Origin of the sequence: Candidatus Dorea massiliensis AP6, assembly GCF_964245105.1 — a bacterium.
GTDB lineage: Bacteria > Bacillota > Clostridia > Lachnospirales > Lachnospiraceae > Laedolimicola > Laedolimicola intestinihominis.
Map to the genome: position 1 here is coordinate 52,960 of NZ_CAXTKW010000005.1, position 22,250 is coordinate 75,209.

Annotated in this window: 15 protein-coding genes; 5 read left to right on the forward strand and 10 right to left on the reverse strand. The window is 52.5% G+C overall.

Features of this window, described 5'->3' with window-relative positions:
* From ACESZP_RS06545 to hypB, 5 genes are read right to left on the reverse strand one after another with little or no spacing between them, the layout of a single operon-like run.
* A complete protein-coding gene (locus ACESZP_RS06545; protein WP_499708556.1) occupies nucleotides 1-801 on the reverse strand; it encodes an acyl-CoA dehydratase activase in 801 nt (266 codons plus the stop codon).
* Between the two features lie 38 nt (nucleotides 802-839).
* Complete coding sequence (locus ACESZP_RS06550; protein ID WP_499708450.1) at nucleotides 840-2,390, reverse strand: 2-hydroxyacyl-CoA dehydratase family protein; 1,551 nt, start codon at nucleotides 2,388-2,390, stop codon at nucleotides 840-842.
* Entirely contained in the window at nucleotides 2,390-3,577 is a 1,188-nt protein-coding gene (locus tag ACESZP_RS06555) for a 2-hydroxyacyl-CoA dehydratase family protein (RefSeq protein WP_499708451.1), read from the reverse strand. Before ACESZP_RS06555 ends, ACESZP_RS06550 begins: the two co-directional genes overlap by 1 nt.
* A 39-nt stretch (nucleotides 3,578-3,616) precedes the next feature.
* On the reverse strand, nucleotides 3,617-4,408 hold the full coding sequence (locus tag ACESZP_RS06560) for an ATP-binding protein (protein WP_499708453.1): 792 nt from the start codon (nucleotides 4,406-4,408) through the stop codon (nucleotides 3,617-3,619).
* A gap of 21 nt (nucleotides 4,409-4,429) precedes the next feature.
* Nucleotides 4,430-5,101, reverse strand: coding sequence for a hydrogenase nickel incorporation protein HypB (gene hypB / locus ACESZP_RS06565; protein ID WP_178038805.1), 672 nt, complete (start codon nucleotides 5,099-5,101; stop codon nucleotides 4,430-4,432).
* A 300-nt stretch (nucleotides 5,102-5,401) separates the two neighbouring features.
* On the opposite strand from hypB, the gene ACESZP_RS06570 reads away from it, so the two are divergent.
* The 3 genes from ACESZP_RS06570 to ACESZP_RS06580 all read left to right on the forward strand — a co-directional run bounded on the left by ACESZP_RS06570 (nucleotide 5,402) and on the right by ACESZP_RS06580 (nucleotide 8,068).
* Nucleotides 5,402-6,109: a GntR family transcriptional regulator gene (locus ACESZP_RS06570; RefSeq protein ID WP_178038804.1), complete on the forward strand. Its 708-nt coding sequence runs from the start codon at nucleotides 5,402-5,404 to the stop codon at nucleotides 6,107-6,109.
* Between the two features lie 58 nt (nucleotides 6,110-6,167).
* A complete protein-coding gene (locus ACESZP_RS06575) occupies nucleotides 6,168-6,824 on the forward strand; it encodes a type II secretion system protein (RefSeq protein WP_499708454.1) in 657 nt (218 codons plus the stop codon).
* A 272-nt stretch (nucleotides 6,825-7,096) separates the two neighbouring features.
* Nucleotides 7,097-8,068 (forward strand): calcium/sodium antiporter, encoded by a 972-nt coding sequence (locus tag ACESZP_RS06580; RefSeq protein ID WP_499708456.1) that lies wholly within the window; start codon nucleotides 7,097-7,099, stop codon nucleotides 8,066-8,068.
* Between the two features lie 117 nt (nucleotides 8,069-8,185).
* Here ACESZP_RS06580 and ACESZP_RS06585 read toward each other — a convergent pair whose 3' ends face one another.
* Nucleotides 8,186-14,104 (reverse strand): MBG domain-containing protein, encoded by a 5,919-nt coding sequence (locus tag ACESZP_RS06585; RefSeq protein ID WP_499708457.1) that lies wholly within the window; start codon nucleotides 14,102-14,104, stop codon nucleotides 8,186-8,188.
* A gap of 191 nt (nucleotides 14,105-14,295) precedes the next feature.
* Between ACESZP_RS06585 and ACESZP_RS06590 the strand changes: the two genes are divergently transcribed.
* Both ACESZP_RS06590 and ACESZP_RS06595 read left to right on the forward strand, forming a co-directional pair.
* Nucleotides 14,296-15,564, forward strand: a complete 1,269-nt coding sequence (locus tag ACESZP_RS06590; protein ID WP_499708458.1) for a sensor histidine kinase — start codon at nucleotides 14,296-14,298, stop codon at nucleotides 15,562-15,564.
* A gap of 12 nt (nucleotides 15,565-15,576) precedes the next feature.
* A complete protein-coding gene (locus tag ACESZP_RS06595; protein WP_499708460.1) occupies nucleotides 15,577-16,293 on the forward strand; it encodes a LytR/AlgR family response regulator transcription factor in 717 nt (238 codons plus the stop codon).
* Here the strand turns inward: ACESZP_RS06595 and ACESZP_RS06600 are convergent.
* The 4 genes from ACESZP_RS06600 to ACESZP_RS06615 all read right to left on the reverse strand — a co-directional run bounded on the left by ACESZP_RS06600 (nucleotide 16,290) and on the right by ACESZP_RS06615 (nucleotide 22,032).
* Entirely contained in the window at nucleotides 16,290-17,729 is a 1,440-nt protein-coding gene (locus ACESZP_RS06600; RefSeq protein ID WP_499708462.1) for a glycoside hydrolase family 1 protein, read from the reverse strand. The two genes, ACESZP_RS06595 and ACESZP_RS06600, sit on opposite strands and share 4 nt — an antisense overlap.
* 12 nt (nucleotides 17,730-17,741) lie before the next feature.
* Complete coding sequence (locus ACESZP_RS06605; RefSeq protein ID WP_499708463.1) at nucleotides 17,742-18,641, reverse strand: MurR/RpiR family transcriptional regulator; 900 nt, start codon at nucleotides 18,639-18,641, stop codon at nucleotides 17,742-17,744.
* A gap of 85 nt (nucleotides 18,642-18,726) precedes the next feature.
* Nucleotides 18,727-20,112 (reverse strand): PTS transporter subunit EIIC, encoded by a 1,386-nt coding sequence (locus tag ACESZP_RS06610; protein WP_499708464.1) that lies wholly within the window; start codon nucleotides 20,110-20,112, stop codon nucleotides 18,727-18,729.
* 30 nt (nucleotides 20,113-20,142) lie between these two features.
* Complete coding sequence (locus ACESZP_RS06615) at nucleotides 20,143-22,032, reverse strand: oxidoreductase (RefSeq protein WP_499708466.1); 1,890 nt, start codon at nucleotides 22,030-22,032, stop codon at nucleotides 20,143-20,145.
* Nucleotides 22,033-22,250 lie beyond the last annotated feature (218 nt).

Below are 22,250 nucleotides of genomic sequence, written 5' to 3' on the forward strand. Positions count from 1 at the left end.
TTATGCCTCCTTCGCCATGCCTTTCTGTCTTGCGAACTCCGCCGCTCCCAGGGCTCCCATGAGCTGCGGGTCGATGGGAAGCTCGGTAACCTTCAGCTTCAGTACCTTTTCAATGGCCGCCTTCAGGCCCTCGTTCTTTGCACAGCCGCCGGTCAGGGTCACACTGCCTACGGCTCCGGCCTTCTTGCTCATGACAAAGCAGCGCTTCGCCACGGAAAGCTCGATGCCCGCCGCGATCTCGTCCATGGGCTTGCCCTCACCCACCAGGGAAATCACCTCGGATTCGGCAAAAACCGTACACTGGGATGTAATCGGAATCACATTTTTCGCCTGTAAGGAAAGTCTGGAAAACTCGGTCAAATCCATTTCAAAGGCTCTGGCCATGGCCTCGAAGAACCGTCCCGTTCCCGCCGCGCATTTGTCGTTCATGGCAAAATTCAGCACCGTGCCATCCGTATCCACAGCGATACCTTTTACGTCCTGTCCGCCGATGTCGATAATAGCACGGACGCTCGGATCCGCCACATGGACGCCCATGGCGTGACAGCTGATCTCAGAGATATTTTCATCCGCAAAGGGCACCTTATTGCGGCCATAGCCGGTGCCCACCAGATAGGCCAGGTCCTCGGCGCTTCCAAGCTCCGGCACCTTCTCCACGGCCTGCTTTAAGGCGTCCTCGGCGCTTAAAACCGCGTTGATACGGCTTCGAAGCGTCACGTCGGACACCATTTTCCCATTCTCGTCGATAATGACGCATTTTGTATACGTACTTCCGGAATCACATCCGCCAAAATATTTCATGTCTCTCTCCCCCTTCTTACCATGCAGAGCCTGAATTCTTACCATGACTGCTCGTCCGTCAGAATCTCCAGGCTCGGATCCAGCGGTTCTTCCCGGAACACGGTCCGCATGTAACGGTTTACCTGATCGCGGATGGCCTGTCTGGAAATGACTCTCGGATCAAACAGGTCGTGGGTTACCCAGATCAGATGGATGCCCTTCTCCCGGGCCTTCTCCTCAAACTGGCCGTGCATACCGGTCAGGGCCTTGCAGCTCATGTGCTCCCACAGAATGACCGTGTCAGCCCGGAACTCCTCGCAGAACTCCCAGAGCTCGTCCAACAGAACCCTGTAGCCGCCGTGAGTCCGATTTCTCATGATCATATTCTCGGTCAGCCACGCCATATCATAGATGGCCTGCTCCTTGTCATCCTCGGACAGCACCCTGGTGGACACCATGGACAGCATATCCGTCAGCGGCAGGATGCCCCAGCAGTTCTGCAGCCAGATCAGGAAATCAAAGTAGAAATGGGACTGCACGCCCCAGACGATGGCCCGGTGGCGGTACTCCGGCAGGACCTTATGCTTCGCCTTGTAAGCCTTCTCCGCCAGTGCCGTAATCTTTCTGTCTGCCTCCAGGAAGTCCGGATCCTTGCCGCAGATGGCCATGTAATTGGTCTCTGTATACAACGCCAGGTTGGAGCCGAACACCTGCGGGTAATCGGTCTTATTCATTTCCAGCCACTCCAGACGGTGGCGGGTGGACTCATTCACGCGCCCGGCACAGGTGAAATAAGCGTCCCAGTCCCATTTCTCCCCGGTCTGCTCTTCAATGAACTTGATACAGTTCCGAATTTCCTGGGCTGCGTATTCCTGCACGTCCTCCTCCTGATGGCGGAGGGGCGCCGCCAGCTGGAAGCAGGGCACGCCGTCCTCCAGCTCCAGCCGCTTGGAAATGACGCTGTTGCCCATGAGCGACCCATCGCAGGTGGTGTTGCACTGTACCGCGCAGGCGCCCAGTATCGGAAAATCGTCGTCGATGGATACGCCCGCCTCGGCCTCCGGCATGGGACATACGTCGCCGGGCAGACCGTATTCCTGTGCCACGTCAATGTAATGGCAGGCCCCGTACTGATTCAGAAGCACCGATACATAGACCGCCGGCGTCTCACGGCTCAGTCCCTTCAGGGTCGGGAAGCCCATCATCACGGCCGTCATCTCATTTTCATCCATCAGGACCACCTTGTCGGACAGCTTCTTGTCGTTGCCGATGCGGCGATCCGCCTTGAACAAATTGTCCAGAAGCTTCGCCACGTCCGCCATAACCAGGTCGAACTCGGTATGGGCGATACGAAGCTGCGGACCGCGCAGCCCCTGCGTGTGCCGATCCACCATCATGGGCGCGGCCAGATAGTTGGCCATCCAGCGATAGCGGAAAAAGGCTTTGATGTTCCGGGGCTTCACGATGAATTTTGACAGAATCCACATAATATGTAACCAACGGGTGTAATCATAAAAGGTGTCCTTCAGTCCCCGCCATTCTCTGCGGTTCCGAACCTTGCCGATGGTGTAGAAGCTTCCCAGCGGCTCGCTTCCCCATTCTTTTCCCATTATTTCCCACCTCCCTGGATTTTCTTAATTTCGATGCTCTCCACGAAGGCCTGGACACGGGTGCGAAGCTGTCCGGAATGACCCACCGCATAGGGGCGGTCCACCGACAGCACCGGGTAATGGTACTCGTCCCGGAGTACCTGGGTTCCCACCGTCCGCTCGTATGCCCAGGGATCGCAGAATTTCATCTGCTCATAGATGATACCGTCTGCATGATATTCCTCCGCCAGCTTCGCCACATAAGCGCGCCGTCCCTGAATCTTCTCCTGATTCATATAGCGGGCGCACTGGGCCCGGTTCATATACTGACGGCAAATCTGCGTCAATGCATCCTCATCCTCCGTCAGAATGATTTCATCCCTGCCCGGAAATGATCCGTAACAGAAGCGGTCGGCGCACACGTAAGCGCCGCAGTCCTCAATGAGCTTCACCACATCCACATCATCCACCTCGGAGCCCACCAGCACCACCCGGGCACGGTATTTCTTTGTGTCCGGTTCTCTGGTTTTCAGCTCCTCCAGGGTCTCCTCCAGAACCGGAATCAGCATGTCCTTCGGCGCCACATAGGTAGCCATGGTCAGGATATGGAACTCGTAGCCGGTGATGCGCGGATGCTCCTCCTTCCGGTATTCGCCGATGGCGCGGATCAGCTGACAGACACGGTTGTGCTCCGCCACGGCCTGACGGATGGCACTGTCGGACACATCGATGCCGAAATGCTCTTTTAAGGGCGTCAGCACATGGTTCCGGCACTGCAAGGTATAGAGATTCAGGCCGTTTTCATCATTTTTCATGGGAATCTCCATGTATTCATAAAAGAAGTCCGGCTTCTCCATGGTGTGCAGAAGCTCCATATTCTCGATGCAGCGGTTCAGCATAGTGCAGCCGTCCGGCGTGATCAGACAGTCCGTGAAGTTGTAGCCGCCTTCCATGGCACGCTCCAACAGAGCTCTGGTGTACTCGCACAGGAAGCTGGTCATATAATAGGTGGCCATTTCCATGGAGCCGGTCCGGGGCGCCCGAAGACGCACCGAGAATGTCCCCGGAAGATTCAGAAGCGGTTCCGGAACATTTTCACAGACCGTGGCGATGCATTTGCGGCCCTCACCCTGGGCCTGACGCACCAGATCGTTGTTGGCGTCCTCTAAAAGCCGCTCCAGCTCATAGAGATGCTTTAAGTCTTTCATTCCCTCTCTCCCCTCAGTTTTTCTTATTATCAAATGCTTTTAATGTTCCCCGTCCAGCAGACCGATTTTCGTCAGGGCTTCCCGTGCGCCCCGGACGATGGCCGCATCCTTTGGCAGGAAAAATACATTTTCTCCCTTAAGATCAAATTCCGCCAGGGCCGCGTCCGACGGGATGTAGGCCAGCACCGGGATATCGCCCATATCCAGATACTGCTTCACATCCATAGAGGGCAGCCGGTTGGCGATGGCTCCCACCTGCTCGTACATGACCAACTCGTCCGCCACTTTTTTAATGGTCCGGATGACCTGCGTGCCCTTGCGGCTGGAATCGGTGATGAGAAGAAGGTGCGTCACCTTCTCCATGACACGGCGGTTGATCTGCTCAATGCCCGCTTCTCCGTCGATGACCACGTAGTCAAAATTGTCAGCCAGGATGCTGATGACCTCCTTCAGGTACAGGTTTACCTTGCAGTAGCAGCCTGCTGCCTCCGGTCGTCCCACGGCGATGAAGCTGAAGCCGCCAGCCTCAACCAGGGCATCGAAGATGCGGTAACGTGCCTCGCCCAGCAGCTCCACCGCGTCCCGGGTGTCGCCCTTCTCAGCTGCCGCTACGACGGCTTTCCGGATGTCGTCAATGGTGGTCTCCACCTCAATGCCCAGAGCCGTGGACAATCCCACCGCAGGATCCGCGTCAATGGCCAGGATGCGGCTGTCCGGGTGGTTTTCTGCCAGCAGGCGAACAATGTTGGCCGCAATGGAGGTCTTACCTACGCCGCCTTTTCCGGCAACGGCGAGGATTTTGGTATCATGCTTTTCTTTGTCTGATGGCATAAAATGTTCTCCTCTCTTCCTCTAGCTTCTCCAGCTTTTTGCCTCTCTCACAATCCAGTCAGCCAGCGCCTCTACGCCCTCGCCGGTCTTTGCGGAAATGTAGAGAATCGTGATATTCGGATTCCTGAGCTTCGCGTTCGCCTCTAATTTTTCTTTACTGAAATCAAAATACGGCATCACATCCGTCTTATTCACCACCAGCAGATCGCATTTCTCATACATCAGCGGATACTTCAGCGGCTTATCGTCGCCCTCAGGTACGGACAGGATTGTCATATTTTTCACAGCTCCTGTGTCGAACTCCGCCGGACAAACCAGATTGCCCACATTTTCCAGAATCACCAACTCCGCGTCGTCGAGGCCGAACTCGTAAAGCCCCTGTCTCGTCATATCCGCGTCCAGGTGGCACATGCCGCCGGTGTGGATCTGGATGGACTTTACTCCCGCTTTTGTCATGGTCTCCGCGTCCACCGCCGAGTCAATATCAGCCTCCATCACGCCCATTTTGATACGGCCTTCCAGGGCCTTCGCCAGCGCCAGCAGTGTGGTGGTCTTCCCTGATCCCGGTGAGGACATCAGATTCAGCAGGAATACCTTCTTCTCCTTCAGCTCCTGCCGGAGTCTCTCCGCGTCCGCGTCGTTGTCCGCGAAGATGCTGCGCTTCACTTCTATGATTCGAATTTTATCTTCCATTTCATAACGCTCCCATTCTTTTTGATCGTATATTATCATTTTCTGACATTATTACACACTTGTAAAGTGGCAAAATTGCCAAAAAAATCACAATCTCTTTTATGGTCGTGGTCTGACCAGATTTTATACATCTTTTCCAGGAAGCCTTCCGTTATTCTCTGGTTTTGGTCTGACCAATTTTCATTGACTTACCCATGATTCCATGCTATATTGAAGCTGTTGAAGCCGCAGGGTTCAAAACCATCTGCGGTTGTTTTCTGTCCTGCTTTACAGGAATTTTATAGGAAATGAGGTGCTTACTTGGCTTTTAGGAAAATTGACGCGCCTTCGATTAAGGAGTTGTTTCTGAGCCAGATGGAGGAAATGATTCTCTCCGGCGAGCTGAAGCCGGGAGACAAGCTGCCGCCGGAGCGGGAACTGGCAGATACCATGGGAATCAGCAAAACTGTAGTACACGAAGGCATCCGGGAGCTTTCAAGACGGGGCTTTCTCGACGTGCTGTCCCGGAAAGGCGTCCATGTGGCCGACTATACCCGTACCGGCAACCTGGATACGCTCTTTGCCATGATCCGTTACCGGGGCGGTATGCCGGATCGGAAAATTCTGATCAGCCTTCTGGACACCCGCCTTTACCTGGAATGCCCTGCCCTGCGAATTCTCTGTGAGCGGCAGGATCCGGCAGACCTTGCGAAGCTCTCCGAAATTCTGGATGCTGTCCGGAAAGCCTTAGACCTGGATATCACGGACTTCGCGTCAGCCCTGTTCCTATATCGCCGGACCATCGTAACGCTGACCGGCAACTGCATCTCGCCGCTGGTGATGAACGCGTTTTTCCAGTCTTCCATTACGGCCTGGACCGATTGCTGCGAATACATCGGGCGGGAACGGCTTCTGGAGATTTTGTCAGAAACCAGTGATTGCATCCGTCAGGGCAATGCAGATCGGGCTGTGGAGCTTTTCACCGGGTGCATTGAACAATTTAAAGCGCATCTGAACGATGCTTATTAACCATGTCATTTATGAAAAATAGAAACACCAAAGACATACGCAAAAAAGGAGATTTTTTATGAAGCTGTTACATTGGATACAAAAGCAACGGAATCGAAAAGCTGGCTTTACACTGGTGGAGCTCATCGTAGTACTGGTCATTCTGGCTATCCTGGCTGCGCTGCTGGTACCGGCGCTGACCGGATATATGGATAAAGCGAAGGAGAAGCAGGTGATAGCGGAAACGCGGTCGCTTTTGACGGCGATTCAGACGGAAGCTTCTGAATTGTATGCAGAAGACAAAATTCCACAGGATAACCTGTCGCTTCAAAAATATCCTGCCCTTGCTTCGAAAAACGGCGCCGCCTCAGACGCCGGCACCTATTTTCTTACATCAAATGAGTTAAAAGAAAACTACAATAAGATAGTCTCTTTAAGCGAATTAAAAAGTCTTGAAAATGGCAAAGGCTCTTTTACCTGTGCCGTAGATGGTAAGGGGAAAGTACGCTCTATTATTTATAATGCTGGAAATGGTTATACCGGGTTATATTTTGCCGAAACAGCTGAATATATGGCTGTTAAAGCTTCAACAAGTGAAAATGCGGGCGCTTATGACCTTTATTTTAATAAGGTTATTGCGACCCATTATTATGCGGCTAATCCACAATTGGATCTCTGGGGACGCACTATGATTCTGTTTCAACTGGGATATGGAGATTCTCCCGAATATAATTAAATTCGACCGTGCGCTGCCTATTGAAAATATTTATTGACAAGCCCCGCCTCGTCTGCTATCATAGACCCAACATAAAAAAGGATTCCGTGAGGGAGTAGTTTGCACGCAAGTGTGGTTTGTCAACAACCTCGGTGCCTGTGGCACCTGGCAAATCTTAAAAAATGAGACTCATGTATACCGTTCTTTTCGGGAAAGGTATATAGGAGTCTTTTTTATGTGCCGGGGTTGTATCTGTGATACGGTTCCGATTCCATTTCCAAGGAGGATTTTCTATGAACACATTTTTTCAGAGCGTACCCTTCGCTGTGGTACTGCTCATCATTGGTTTTGCGTTTCTGGTAAAAGGCGCCGACGCCTTTGTGGAGGGCAGCAGCAGTATTGCCAAGCATTTCCACGTACCGTCGCTTATCATCGGCATGACCATCGTAGCCATGGGAACCAGCCTGCCGGAGACGGCAGTCAGCGTCACCGCCTCCATCGCGGGCAGCAATGCCCTGGCCGTCAGCAACGCCGTAGGCTCTAACATCTTCAACCTGATGGTGGTCATCGGCGTCTGCGCGGTTCTGACTCCGGTAGCCGTTCAAAAAAGCTCTCTGAAAATCGATATTCCCTTTTCCATAGTCTGCGCCCTGCTGCTCCTGGTGCTGGGCCACGATCGCATGATGCTGACTCGGGTCAACGGCCTGATTCTCATCGTTCTGTTCGCCTTTTTTATTCTGTATATGATCCGGTCAGCCCAGCACTCCATGAACACTGAGGACTCGGAATTTGCCGCAGAGGCCGCAGACATGAAGGTCATGTCCGTGCCTAAGAGCCTGATTTTCATCGTCATCGGTATCGCGGGTATCACGCTTGGCAGCGACTGGGTCGTGGATGGCGCCAAAACCATCGCTTCCGCTTTCGGCATCAGCGAGAATCTCATCGGCCTGACCATCGTGGCCTTCGGTACCAGCCTGCCGGAGCTGATGACCTCCATCGTGGCGGCACGCAAGAATGAGGTGGACATGGCGCTGGGCAACGCCGTAGGCTCTAATATCTTCAACATCCTGATGGTCCTCGGTATCGCCTCCGCCTTAAGCCCCATCGCCTTTATCCAGGAAAATATCATCGATATCATCATCCTGGTAGGCTTCAGCTTCATCGTGTGGCTCATGGCCTGGACGAAGCACAGGCTCGACAAAATCGAAGGTCTGGCTATGATTCTGCTGTATGCGGGATACGTGGTTTATATTTGTGTAAGATAAAGAAGGGCCGGAGATCCATTTTAACCAATGGTCTCCGGCCTTTCTTTTATCCTGCTATGTAACTATAATTTCATCTGTTTCCGTAATTTTAATATAGGTAGTTATGTCAATCCTCTTTTACTGTCTTTTCTTTCTCCGGATCGCCACTGCGATGATACCTGTCGCTGCCACGGCCAGGAGCATCCATGCCAGCGGCTGGTTCCGGTCGCCGGTAGCCGCGGAGGTTACCGGGGCTTTGGATGATCCGCCGGAGCTTCCGGTCTTCTTATCATCCGGCTTTGTCTCGATCTTCGTGTCCTTGCAGACAATCGCGTAATCGGAGAACTTGTCAGTCTCGAAGGTGTATTCCCTCGTATCCTTGTCGAAGCTTCCGTTCAGGACGGTCAGCTCCCCATCATGCATCCGAAGAATGAAGTATTCACGGGAAATGGTGCTGTCCGTGTTCACAAGCTCGTCCGGAATACGGATAGTCAGGCGAATCTTCGCGCCCGGCTCTGAAATACGCTCCACGTTCTCGCCTATCTGACGAAACAGCTCCGCACTGAAGTATACAAGCTTTGCGTTTTCTCCGGCTGTCTTCTTCGCTTCCTGTTCAAAGGCAGCTTTCTCTTCCTCTGCCAGATCGGTCTTCGTGATTTCCACCCAGACCTTCGCCTCTTTTCCTTCCGCTATGGCTGTCTTCTCTGCCTCACTAAAGATTCCCGGCGCGTCCAGCAGCTCCTTCTTTGTATTATAGATACCACCGGAAGCAATCGGCGCGTCCTGCGTAATCTCCAAATCCACGCGCAGGTCGCCCTGACCAGTTCCATCCTCATCCGGAGACTGTCCCGTCGCCGGAATCACCTCGTACATCTTCTGACCGCAGCCTTCCCGTCCGCAGGTCTTCTCCTGCCGTCCGTTCTCTGTAGCCGTGGCTTCCTTTACCACCTTCCATTCTCCGGTCCAGTCATGTCCCAGCGCCGGGATTTCCACGGACGCTATCATCACCTTTTCGCACACGGAGCAGCTTCGCTCCTCTGTGGAACCGTTCTTTGTACAGGTGGGCGCTGCCGCAGCCGCGGATACCTTCGCCTGATCGTGATCCCCGATGGTAAAGGCTCCTGCTTTGTCAGAAACTGTAATCTCATAATTGGGATTCTCACTCTCTGCGCCTGCTGCCAGACCTGCCATAATTTTGTAGGCTCCGGCCGTCTCGCCTTCCTCACGGCTCACGGTAATTCCCTTCAGACTGTCTCCCTCTGCCAGAGTTCCTTCTGTAATGCGGTAAGTCAGCTTCGGATCTGCCTTCTCTATATGCTTCCCTGCGTCATCTGCCTGAATGGTAACCGCCGCTTTTTGAATGGTAAATGCAGCGGTCTTCTCGTCCGGAAGCTGATAATTCGCGTTGTCCAGGGCTGCCGCTTCCGCCCTATAGATTCCGGCTGCCTTCTGCGCGCCCTTCATGCCTGTTACCTGACAGCTATCTCCATCGTAAAGGGAACTGCTGTCCACAGTCACGGTGGGGATTTTTTCGGTTCCGTCATAAGTAAACATCGTGGTTTCCCATGTAAGCGCCACCGTTTTCGGCGTAATCGTAATGGTCCGGGAGCCGGTCTCTGTCTCATAATTTTCGCTTGTTACCTGATAATATACGGTGTAGGTTCCCGCGTCGCAATACGTAACCGGAGCACTCTGCCAGGACGCGTCCTCAGAAGCCCGATAAGAAATCTCCGCGTCTGCAGGCTCAGTCACCGTCACGGTAATGCCATGCTTCTGTCCATCATAGGTTCCGCTGTAATCCTCAGCCGTCAACGTCATCCGCTTTTTCGTAATGGAAAATTCCTTTGTATCCACCGCCTCTGTATGGCTGTCATCCTGCGCCACCGTAACACGTACCACGTAGGTTCCATAATCCTTCGGGGCCTCTTTTGTGTAGGTGCTGTCATCCGCGCCCTTCACCTTGTATACAATCGTTACGTTGGCGTCATTTGTACCCCGCTCGTTGTCGGTGGTAATACTCGGCTTGCTGACCGGTCTGCCATCGTATACCTTCGACTGTTCGCCAAGAATGGTTACAACGCCCTGCGCTCTGCTGACCACAACCGTAATCGTAGAATCCGCAGGCTTCTCACCCTCGGCTCCATCCTCCCAGGCATGGCCGTTGGCGTCGTACGCTGCGGTCAGGGTATGGGCTCCGTCTGTCAGGGACTTCAGGTAAGCTGCTGTCAGAATCAGGTGCTTCTCTCCGTTTACCTCTTTTATCTGATAAGCTCCCGCTGCTACATCCTCTGTTCCTTCTTTTATAGAAGCAACCGTATTCTCCGCCACCCGGATTCCGGTATCCTGATCCGCTGTGGTCGTCTTTACGAAGCTCACTTCTCCGGTGGCTGTGGCGTCTGTGTAGACTACCACGCCGTTGGAATTCAGAATGGTAACGTTCCCGGCGTTATCGGTGATTTTGAAGTAAAGAATCTGGCTGGCATTGGCCGGTATGGCAAGACGGTTTGAATCATCCAGTTTTTTCCAGTATCCATTTTCCTGATATCCGCCGGGCACATTCACGCTCTGGTACTCAATCCTCGCCGCACCGCTTACTTCGTCCGCCGCCGTTACCGTAATTTCTGCTTTCTCCCTGAAAAACCATTTCCACAGAATCCTGTCTGTCTGCTCAATCTCTCTTGTGTTAATCTGAAGCTTACCGGTGGGCGCTGTCAAATCCACTTTGATAACCGGCAATGCTGTCGGAGCTGTAATATATCCGGTAGCTGTCTGTCTCAGACAATACGTCTGCTTTTCATTATGGCTTCCTGAAACAGCATAGACAAAACTATCCTGCCAGGTTGCTCCGTCATCGGCAGAAATCTGGTAACCGTCAGCCGCTCTCAGTGTTACCTCTGACACGTACCAGCCGTTCTGCCCCTCTGTTCCGGTCACGCTGAGCGGGCTTTCCGGGGCTGTGAGATAGGCGATACTCCAGCTCTGGGATGTATTTGCGGCGCTATCCAGGGTGTAGTTGGGATTGCCCAGCGCTGTCACCCTTGCTGTATAATTTCCTGCCTCTGTTTCTGTGTTTCCGATATATTCCAGTTTAAAGCTATCATCTGTATCCGGAGAAACCTTATTCGTTACAGTGGCCGTGACAGACTGGGCGTCGCCCTTATAGGTTAGCTTTGTCTCACTCCACTGAAGCGCTGCAGGTCTCGGAAGAATCGTAAACTCTGCCGTTTTACTGCAGGCTTCATACAGATCCGTAGCCGCGTAGGTGGCCTTTACTGTGTAGGTTCCCGCGTCGTTCGGCTGGGTTGCGGCTGCCTGTTCTTCGGACTGGCTGCTCAACCAATAGGTGTAGGACACATCCTGATTTGTCGTGCTGCTTGTGGACGCTGTCCAGGTATCGCCGTAAATAATATCGGTTTTCGCCGAATCGGTATTGGCTACCGTTACATCCCCCATGGAACCGGCTGCCTTCTTCACGGTCAGGGTGGCGACGGCTTCTCCTTCACTGTAAAGCGGATCTCCCGCAGTATCGTTGACTGCCGATGTGGTGACCTTGATTTTGAAGGTGCCGCATTTCGTTACTGTCAGCCTATGATTTTCATCCAGCGTTCCGGTGCCGGTCACGCCCTCTCCTGTCAGAAGCTCATATGTCACGGTAACCTGGTCCTTATAGGGCGCCAGGCGGGAATCCAGGGTAAAGAATCCGGTTACATCGATCGGATTTTGCGCGTCATAAGTGACCTCCTCGCCCTGCGGCTTCACTACCGTATGCACGATTTGGTAAGAGCCCTTCGGAATCGTAATCTCCACCGGCGCGCTGGCGAAATTGGACTCATGCTCGCCGTTTACCTGCTCCGCGATCAGGTAGGCATGATAATCCACGCCACACTGTTTATCTCTTAAGCCTTCCGGAACCGTGAAGCTCTTTTTTCTGGATTGATCCACGTAAATTCCATAGTCATTTTTATTGGAAAATTGCTGCCCCTCTATTTTCTCATACGCAAGCAGCTTTGCGTCACTATCCTCATAGGGCTTATCAAAAAACAATACGGACACCTGGTTAATTCGGTAGGTGGTCCAATTCGTATTACGCAATGTATAAGAAACCGTCACCTCGTCCTCTGTTCGCTTAATGTCAGTAGTATCCGGCTCAATCTTTATATTTTCTCTGTCATAATCATTCTTCCCTGCCAGTAGCGTCAGTTTATACTCTGCACCCAGTTTTCCTGCTTCGCCTGTTACCACCTCGGAAAGCAGGATCTTCGACAAATCCACATTGGTCGTCATACCGCCGCCGGCAGTCGTATCTTTCCCCTGTACGATGGTTCCGTCCGTCGTCACGTAAGACTCCCCGCCGTGCAGCCACCATTTAATTTCTTTGCCAGAACCGATAAGACTCTTTCCTCTTCCCGCACCGGTATCTGAATTGCTATAGCCATACCGTCCGGATTTGGCCTGCTCCGGCGTTAAAATAAAGAACGGGCAATTCTCTCCTCCGGTTTCTGTGATCGTACTGACCACAAGTGCGTTCTTTTCTGCAGTCTTTGAGTACCCGTAAAAGTCAGACATATAAGAAATAACCGGGTAACCTGACGATTTATCGCTGCTATATTTTCTTTCGTCTACCTTCAGGCCTTCACTGTCCAAAAACAGGGTATGTTCTCCGTTTTTGCCCAGCTCCGTGGTATCCTTGGACAGCACGCGGTACTTTACCGGTTTTCCCGGATTATTCAAAGCATTATAGTTAAAGCTATACCCAAACCACACATAGCTTCCGCTCCAGGCGTCTGTTTCCGTCGGAATCGCCGGATTGCGCATAATGGAAGTACCAAGCCCCAGGCTGCGGCTGGTTACCGTACCGTCTGCGTCTGTGGCTGTGATGGCAGCAGTGCGGGGAATGAGGGTCAGATTCGAATATTGTGTATCCTGCACCGTCCCCATATCGTATTCCTGATCGCTGAATACATAGTTCGCGTTCGTCACATTTCCAAATTTGGTAATCGTAACCGGCTTTTCTTCTGTCGACGCCACATCTGTGGTAACACCAATCCGCATCTTCTCACCGGGATCCTGCACATAAATCCTTTGATTCTTACACAGATATACATTATCTGGCGTCGTTCCGTCTAATGCGGTATTTCCGTCGATGACGGTATCACGGGATACCTGAAAGGAACCTTCATCCGCGTTCTCGCAGTAAATACCGCCGCCTTTTTCTGCCTTATTTCCTGTGATTTTTATATTATATAAATAAACCTTTCCCTCATCGTCGCCCTTACTGCTGCTGCCGCTGATCGCAATACCGCTTCCCTCATATCCTTCTGCATGGGTAATCCGATTGTCCGCTTCCTTACAGTCTGTCAGGTGGAGCTTTCCCTTCGTTGACACGGAAATCGCAGCGCCATTCCCCTTCATCGTGATACTCTTTCCGCTCAGGCACAGATATGTCCATCCTGTCGGCACATTCCAGGTTTCGGTTAATTCCACATCATTTACCAGATAATAATTTCCTGCTTCTGTGGGCAGGGAATCTGTCCTGTTCCAGGGGGTAAACGTATAGCTACTGTATTTCCACCCACATGCCGGATGCAGCTTTATATGCTCATCCCAGCTTGTACCTGTGTACCCGCACATATAATGCGTCTCCGACTCCCCCACCTGTACCTCATAGGGTTCGCTGGCGTAATCGGTTCCATATAAATCATTGTTATACTGTCCGGAGGTCTCGTCCGTTCCTTCCGGGTCTGCCGATGTCTCGCCCGTTCCTTCCGGGTCTGCCGGTGTCTCGTTATCCTCCGGAGCGTCCGTATTCTGCTTCGGAGCAGAGCCTGGCTTTGTATTTTCATTCACGCCCGGCTGCTCTCCATCGTTCTCCGGTTCGTCCTGTCCTTCGGTCTCTCCGGACACAGCCGCCCGGCCTTCTGTATCCTCCGGCTCCACGGCTGTCTGCTCCGCCGCCGATGCCAGCGCTGTCACATCTACGCTTCCAAGCGTCAGTGCCACCGCCGTCAGAATCGCCAGAAAGCGCATTCCGCTGTTTCCTCGTAAGTATTTTCTCATGTCCCCGCTCCTTTGTGTGATTTTAAAATTGCATTACCCATATTTTAACATAAAATAATTTTTTATATTACTTTTTGGCGCGAATTGCACATATACGGCGCGAACAGTAATTTCTGCATTTGCTTTACTTCCGAAAATCCCATATAATAGAAATAATATGATTTTTATCCATACACAGGAGGATTTCCATCATGCTGCTTCAGGCTCTGACACTTACGCATCACATTACCACCATGCTGTTCGGCATCTTTTTGTCGGCCTTTTTCCTGGGCGTAAAACAGGAGCGGAAAAATGTCCTGCTGCTCCTGTCGGTAGGACTGATTTGCCTGCTGCTCTATATCCCTTGCACTCTTCTGCTGGATGAGACTTACACAGATCCCATTTACCCGCTACTGGTACATCTCCCTCTGCTGCTGGTGCTGGTTTTCCACTATAAGTTCCGCTGGCTGCCTGCGTTCATATCTATTCTGACTGCCTATCTGTGCTGTCAGTTCAGCAACTGGATCGGTATCCTGTTTCTGTCCCTGTCCGGTTCGGAAGTGCTCTACTACCTGAGCCGGATTCTGGTGACGCTGAGCGTATTCTTCTTCCTGAGCCGGAACCTCTGTCAGACCACGGCGCTTCTTTTTTCCAAGTCCAACCGGGAGTTGTGTATTCTGGGCGCTATGCCGCTGGTCTACTACCTTTTCGATTACGCCACAACGAAATTTTCCACACTGCTGTATTCCGGCAGTAAGGTAATCGTGGAATTTCTGGCATTTTCCATGTGCCTCTCCTATGTGGTATTTCTTCTGGTGTACTTCCGGGAATATGAAATGAAACACCGCGCGGAACAATACGGAGAACTAATGGATATGCAGCTTGACAGCCTGCGTACCGAGATTGACCAGACACGCGTCAGCGAACACCGCCTGGCGATTCTCCGGCACGATATGCGCCATCATCTGGCAGCGATTGAGACCTTCATCCGGCAGCAGAAGACAGATCGTGCCCTGGAATATATCCAGGAAATCAACCGTCACTATGACAATACGGTCATCCGCTCCTTTTGCAAAAATGAGTTGCTGAACTCGGTGCTCTCTATCTACAGCACCCGATTTTCGGAAAAGGGCATTTCCTTCGACTCACAGATTCAGGTGTCGGAAAGCCTGCCCTGCCCGGAGCTGACCTGCTGCGCCATTCTCTCAAATATCCTGGAAAATGCCATGCACGCGGTCGAAAAGCTGCCGGAGGAAAGACGTCAGATCAGTCTGAATATTTTCGAAAAATCCGGTCATCTGCTGATGCTGGGAAAAAATTCCACCGATGTACCGCCGGTTTTCTCCGATGATGTTCCGGTTACGAAAAGAAGCGACCACGGTATCGGCGTGCAGAGTATCATTTACTATGTAGAAAAAGAACAGGGTCAGTACCAGTTTTATATGGAAGGCCGGGACTTTGTCGTCCGTATCATTCTGTAAGGGGAGTTTTATATGATTAAGATTGCCATCTGCGATGATGAAACTGCATTTCTCACGGAACTATGTGCGATGCTTCGCTCCTGGGCCGCGTCCCGGGAGCTTGTGCTGCAGCTTTTTCCCTTTACCAATGGAGATAAGTTGATTGCCGCCTGCGAAGAAAGCCCGGCGGATCTGGTGATTCTCGATATTATGATGCCGTTTCCCGGCGGAATGGATACGGCAAAGGCGCTGCGGCAGAAGGAATCTCATGTGCCGCTCATCTTTCTGACCTCCTCCCCGGAATTTGCCCTGGAATCCTACGAGGTCCGGGCTTTCTGGTATCTTCTGAAACCTGTTTCGGAAGAACGGCTTTTCTCTGTGCTGGATCAATGGCTCACCTCCATGCAGGCGTCTCTTCGCCATTTCGCAGCCCGGACAATCTCAGGCTATCAGAATATCTACCTCCGGGATGTGGAATATCTGGAGGCCCGCAATAAACTGGTTGCCGTCGTGTTCCGAGACGGCTCTGTCCTGGAAATCAAAGAGCCCTTCCACCGGTGCGAAGAATTTTTCACACCGGAAAAGGGCTTCTACAAATGCCACCGCAGCTATCTGGTGGCTTTAAACTGCGTCGAGACCTTCTCCAAGGCCGAGCTGCGCACCAAATCCGACGCACGGATTCCCATTTCCCGGGATAATGGAGTGGCCTTTAAGGACGCTTACTTTGCTTATATGTTTCCGGAGCGTTAGTCGGTTAAATCTTCTCCGTTGGTACGGATTACTTTCTGATACCAGTCAAAGGAATCCTTCTTTTCTCTGGACAGGTCGCCGGTTCCGTCGTCGAATTTATTTACATAGATGAAGCCGTAGCGCTTGGCCATCTCGCCGGTGGATGCGGACACCAGATCGATGCAGCCCCAGGGAGTATAGCCCATCAGGTCTACGCCGTCCTCTGCGGCCTCCCGCATGGCTTCGATGTGCTTACGCAGGTAATCGATCCGGTAGCTGTCATGGACACGTCCGTCCGCGCCCTTCTCGTCTCTGGCTCCCAGACCATTTTCCACCACCATAATCGGCAGCTGATAGCGCTCATAGATCTCATTCAGCGTATAACGCAGGCCATCCGGGTCTATCTGCCAGCCCCACTCCGAAGCGGTCAGATACGGATTTTTCGCGCCGCCCGCCAGGTTGCCTGCCACCTCTTCCGAATTTTCGTGGGTCGTGATACAGGTGGACATGTAGTAGGAACAGGTGTAGAAGTCTACGGTTCCCTTTTTCAGAATCTCTTTTTCTTCCTCTGTGATCTGCAGATCGATCCCATTTTCCCGGAAATACCGATCCATATAGCACGGATACGCGCCGCGGATCTGCACGTCGGAACAGAACCAGTTCAGCACATTGTTATGCTGCTGGGTCGCCAGGATATCCTTCGGATCACAGGTCAGCGGGTAGGCGGTCAGGAACACGTTCATATCGCCTAACTGAAACTGGGGATAATGCGCATGGGCGTAAGCCACCACCTTCGCGGAAGCCACCAGCTGATGATGCAGGGCGGTATAGCGAAGCTGCGGCGTGATCTGGATGCCGTTTACCGGGCCGCTATAGCCTTTCACAGTTCCCAGTGACAGGGTCGTGCCAAGCTGGGTGGTGCCGCCGTTGATCTCATTGAAGGTCAGCCAGTACTTCACCAGATGCTGATACCGCTCAAAGACTACGTGGCAGTAGCGCTCGAAATGGCCGATAACCTCTTCCCCCGCCCAGCCGTTGTAAGCCTCCACGAGACCGTAGGGCAGCTCGTAATGGCTTAAGGTCACCAGAGGCTCGATGCCGTATTTCTGACACTCTTTGAATACATTTTCATAGAACTGAAGACCCGCCTCGTTGGGCTTCTCCTCCATGCCGGTGGGGAAGATTCGGGTCCAGTTGATAGACGTACGGAAGACCTTGAAACCCATTTCCGCAAATAAGGCGATATCCTCTTTGTAATGATAATAGAAATCAATGGCCTCGTGGCTGGGATACAGCCGTCCCGGCTCTACCTTTGTGGTAATGCTTTTCGGACATTCTTTGGTGCCGTTGGTACAGAGATCCGGCACAGACACGCCCTTGCCGTCCACATCCCAGGCTCCCTCAAACTGATTGGCGGCGCAGGCGCCTCCCCATAGGAAATCTTTTCTAAATGACATGATTCTGCTCCTTTATCGCTTTTCACTGCTTATGAAATCGGGATTTTTCTTGATCAGTTTTTCGTTCTCTTCATAGATAATCGACGCCTTTTCCCGGGTCAGCTTCTCATTTTCCTCGTAATCCATCTTGTACAGGAAGGAAAACAGGCAGTCCAATACGAAATGAAAGGCGCTGTACACCGCGAAGGTATCGATCTTGGCCGTATAAGAGCGTTCTTCCTCCAGTTCCACCAGGATTACCTCCTGGCACATCCGGGCCACCGTGCTGTCCGGCGTGGCTGTGATACCCACGCAGGAGGCCTTCCGCTTCTTCAGAAGCCGGAGACTTTCCACCACGTCCCGATTCTCCCCGGACTGGGAAATCACCAGATTGACCGTGCGTTCCGTTCCGGCCAAAGCGTAGCCCGGCAGAAAGCAGGAGCTCAGGTTCAGATTTACGATATGGCCGAACCGCAACATTTTTTGCTGGAAATCCATGGCCACCGTGGCGGAAGTTCCCACACTGAAGATATTGACCATATCGGACTGGCTGATGCGCCGTACAATCCGGCGGAACTGATTGTAATCGAAGCCGGAAATGGTTTTACTGATGGTATCCGAGTTAAGTTTCGCTAACTTTCTGGCTATCTGCTCAAAGGAATCATTTCCGGAAAACGGATAATTGGCGTCCACAGCGCTTTCCGTGGCGAACGCGTCGTACTCGGAATTGAACAAAATCTGGAACTTTTTATAGCCGTCCAGATCCAGTTTTCTGCAAAATCGGGTAATGGTGGCCGGTGAAGAATAGGTCCTCTTCGCCAGATCTGAAATAGACATATTTTTTACTTCATAACCGTTCTGCAGCAGATAATCCGCGATACTCTTCTCCACATCGGTGAAATCCGCCTGTCTCATAAGTTTTTCTATGATCATAAGTTCTCCCCCATCCTTTTGATCTATTTTAGCAAAAATCATTTTCCATGGAAAGGGGAGAATCTTATCTTATGGGTTTCTATATTTAGTTATACTCGTTTACCTTACCGCTCTTCAGCAGTACCGCAGTCAGAATGAAACCAAGGGCGATGGCTGCCACGATGCCTACGCAGTACATGGGGAAGTTTACGCATCCAAACCAGCCGCTGAAGGCCAGAAGTCCGGAGAAGGAGAAGTTGGTCGCCGCCACGCCGCCGATTCCGAGAATCAGGCCTGCTGCCGCGCCGGATACAATCATGGTGCCCAGGAGCCATTTACTTCTCAGGATGATACCGTAGAGACCCGGCTCTGTGATACCGCAGAGGGCGTTGGTGAAGGCTGCGGATCCTGCTGTGGCCTTATCGCCTGCATTTTTCGCGAAGACTGCCACGGCCAGGCAGATACCCAGAGCCGCGTAGTTGCCCATACCGCCGGCTGCCAGCGCCGGCTCAAAGCCCTGCTCTGCCATGATACCAAGCAGAATCGGGGTAACTGCCCAGTGCATACCAAGCAGGATAACCAGGGAGAAGAAGCCGCCGAATACGATGCCTACCAGAATCTTGCTTGCTCCTACCAGACCGTATACCGCGTTGATGGCGTTTGCAACCAGGCCGCCGATAGGTCCGAATACCAGGATAGTCAGCGGTACAAACACGATCAGGCACAGAAACGGAACCAGAATAAACTGGGTCATCTGGGGAAGAACCTTCTTCAGCCATTTTTCGAAATAGCTCATACAGAATACTGCCAGCAGAATCGGAATAAAGGAACCGCTGAAATTGTACGCTGTGAAGTTGATACCGACAAGGGACGCCTTTTCACCGGTTACCAGGAGATCTGCCACGCCCGGATACATGATGGCCGCGCCCAGTGTCACTGCTACGTACGGGTTACATTTGAAATGCTTTCCTGCTGTAAACGCCAGCAGAATCGGGAAGAAGTAAATCAGCGCATAGAAAATCGCGTAAAAGGTCTGGTAGGTCAGGCTCGCGCTGTCTACTACGCCCATATTGGCCAGAAGTCCGATAACGCCGGACGCGATACCGCCGGTAGCCAGAATCGGGATGTACGGCGCGTACACGTCGGACATCATCTTGGTGAAGCGGTCCAGAAGGCCGGTCTTCTTATCCCCTGCTGTAGCCGGATCGTCGATGGCGTCGCTGGCCTTCAGACCCTTTGCCTTCATCTCCGGCGCGTTCATCAGCTCCGCATAAACGTCGCCTACGTGGGTTCCGATGAGTACCTGGCAGTAGCCGGAGCTTACCAGGGTTCCCAGTACGCCGTCTACCGCTTTCAGGGCTGTCTGGTCGAACTTGGACTCGTCCTTCAGGGAGAAACGAAGTCTCGTTGCGCAGTGGATACAGTCGTTGATGTTGTCAGCCCCGCCGACTCCGGCGATGACGGACTGAACCAGTTTCTTGTAGTCTTTCATTTGTCTATCTCCTTTTTATTTTTATCACATTCAGATATTCAAGGCGTTTACGAAACCTTCAAAGTTCGCGTTCATGATGCTGGACGGGCGGATGCAGTCGCCGATGGCTATGGTGTCCCGGCAGATGCCGTAGAAGCTCTCAGTCAGGGCTATCTGGGGAACCAGGCCGGTGGAAAGAATCAGATTGTCATAGGCAATGACTTTTTCCTGGCCGTCCGCGTCTTTATAATGAATCTCCTCATCGTCAATGCGGGTGCAGCCGCATCTGGTAAGGCTGTGAATGTTGTCGTGAAGCAGGAATTTCTGCCGCAGCGCCTCCCGATACAGGGAATTAGCGTTGGCTGCCAGTGTGTCTGTAACCTCGATAATCGTAGCCTCTTTTCCCTGCTCGGCCAGTCCCAGGGCAATCTCACAGCCGATGCTGCCGCCGCCCAGGATAGCTACCTTTTCGCCCAGCTTCTCCGGATGGGTGATGGCGTCCGTAGCCAGAAGCACCTTCGGATTGTCGATGCCCGGAATCGGAAGCACGCGCTCCACTGCGCCCAGGGCAATGAGGATGCTGTCCGGCTTCATTTCCCGTACCATGTCCGGGGTGGCTTCGGTGTTCAGAAGCACCTTTATCTCACGCTTCGCGATCTGGGTTTTGTACCAGGTCAGCAGGCGTTGTACTTCTTCTTTGTGCTCTTCTCTGACAATGATCTTCAGCATACCGCCCAGTTCTGCGCTCTTTTCAATTAACGTAACCTTGTGGCCTCTGTCGCTGGCGGTGATGGCCGCCTTCATGCCTGCGGGACCGCCGCCGAGGATGACTACCTGTTTGCTTTTTTCTGCTTTTTCAAGCTCTCGCTCAGATGGAACGAAGGCTTCGTTATGATAACGGGGATTTACGGAGCAGCCCACGTTCCAGTGATCGGTGGAAATGTGATAACAGTTGGAGCAGCGCAGGCAGGGTACGATATCCTCGGGACATCCCTCCTGGGCTTTTTTCGGCCAGTAGGGATCCGCCAGCAGGCTGCGGCCAAAGGCTACCAGATCCACATATCCCTTCGCCAGAATCTCTTCCGCCATCTGCGGCGTAGTGATGGCGCTGACCAGGGAAATCGGTATGTGAAGCTGTTTTCTGGCTTCCTTTGCCCATTTCAGGTTCGGCATGGTTTCTTCCATGTTCGTGGTGATGCAGTGGATGTTGGCCTCGAAAATCTTATCGATACCGGATGAAATCTGTATGGTGTCCACATAGGGCTCCGCCGCTTTCAGGAAGTACATAACGTCCTCAAAGCTGATGGAATCCTCGATCCACTCGTAGGCGCTGACACGAATATCGATGGGATAATTTTTTCCCACTGCCTTTCTGACGGTCTCCAGGATTCGAAGCGGGAACCGACAGCGGTTCTCGATGCTTCCGCCGTATTCGTCCGTCCGGTGATTATAATGCGGAGACAGGAACTGGGCCGGAAGCCAGCCGTGTCCGAAATGCAGGAAGATGGAATCAAAACCGATTTTCCGACAGCCTGCGGCTGTCTCGGCGTACCAGTGCAGGGTCTCCTGCATCATGGCCTCGTCCATTTCTTTTACCTCGACGCCGTCCGGGCGGATGAAGCCTGACGGGCCTTTGGCATAGTCTACAGTTCTGGCGTCCTGGCCTGCGTGGAATACCTCGATGGATGCTTTCGCGCCGCCCCGATGAATCTTCAGAACTTTTTCCCGCGTCTTTTCTCTCTCATATTTCGCAAAGGGCCAGGGTTCTGCACCGCTTGCGAAGCTGGAACGTCCGGGCTCCACGATGCAGTGTCCCGCCACGACCAGACCCGCGCCGCCCATGGCTTTTTCCTCGAAGTCGTCTCCGGTTGGCGTGGCGACGATTCGGTTTTTCAGAATCATACCATTGATGGTAATCGGCTGAAATAAATGCTCAAACACGTTTCTTCCTCTCTTTCTTTCGTAAACTCGGTTTGCTTTATGGCTATCTTACCCTGCCCCGCGCTCACGCACAAGCCCGCCCGGCGAAGCTGAAAATTATTTTCAGGATTCGTCCGGGCGGGCTTTGGTTTCGTGAAATTTATTAAATTTTCATAAAATGGAGTGCGCTGTTTCAAACTGCCCATTGTCACTGAGTTCATCATATTCTTTCCAGTAAT

Excerpts from the sequence above, each read along its gene's own strand:
- ACESZP_RS06545 (WP_499708556.1), bottom strand. The coding sequence starts at position 801 with ATGAAATATTTTGGCGGATGTGATTCCGGAAGTACGTATACAAAATGC.
- ACESZP_RS06550 (WP_499708450.1), bottom strand. The coding sequence starts at position 2,390 with ATGGGAAAAGAATGGGGAAGCGAGCCGCTGGGAAGCTTCTACACCATC.
- ACESZP_RS06555 (WP_499708451.1), bottom strand. The coding sequence starts at position 3,577 with ATGAAAGACTTAAAGCATCTCTATGAGCTGGAGCGGCTTTTAGAGGAC.
- ACESZP_RS06560 (WP_499708453.1), bottom strand. The coding sequence starts at position 4,408 with ATGCCATCAGACAAAGAAAAGCATGATACCAAAATCCTCGCCGTTGCC.
- hypB (WP_178038805.1), bottom strand. The coding sequence starts at position 5,101 with ATGGAAGATAAAATTCGAATCATAGAAGTGAAGCGCAGCATCTTCGCG.
- ACESZP_RS06575 (WP_499708454.1), top strand. The coding sequence starts at position 6,168 with ATGAAGCTGTTACATTGGATACAAAAGCAACGGAATCGAAAAGCTGGC.
- ACESZP_RS06580 (WP_499708456.1), top strand. The coding sequence starts at position 7,097 with ATGAACACATTTTTTCAGAGCGTACCCTTCGCTGTGGTACTGCTCATC.
- ACESZP_RS06585 (WP_499708457.1), bottom strand. The coding sequence starts at position 14,104 with ATGAGAAAATACTTACGAGGAAACAGCGGAATGCGCTTTCTGGCGATT.
- ACESZP_RS06590 (WP_499708458.1), top strand. The coding sequence starts at position 14,296 with ATGCTGCTTCAGGCTCTGACACTTACGCATCACATTACCACCATGCTG.
- ACESZP_RS06595 (WP_499708460.1), top strand. The coding sequence starts at position 15,577 with ATGATTAAGATTGCCATCTGCGATGATGAAACTGCATTTCTCACGGAA.
- ACESZP_RS06600 (WP_499708462.1), bottom strand. The coding sequence starts at position 17,729 with ATGTCATTTAGAAAAGATTTCCTATGGGGAGGCGCCTGCGCCGCCAAT.
- ACESZP_RS06605 (WP_499708463.1), bottom strand. The coding sequence starts at position 18,641 with ATGATCATAGAAAAACTTATGAGACAGGCGGATTTCACCGATGTGGAG.
- ACESZP_RS06610 (WP_499708464.1), bottom strand. The coding sequence starts at position 20,112 with ATGAAAGACTACAAGAAACTGGTTCAGTCCGTCATCGCCGGAGTCGGC.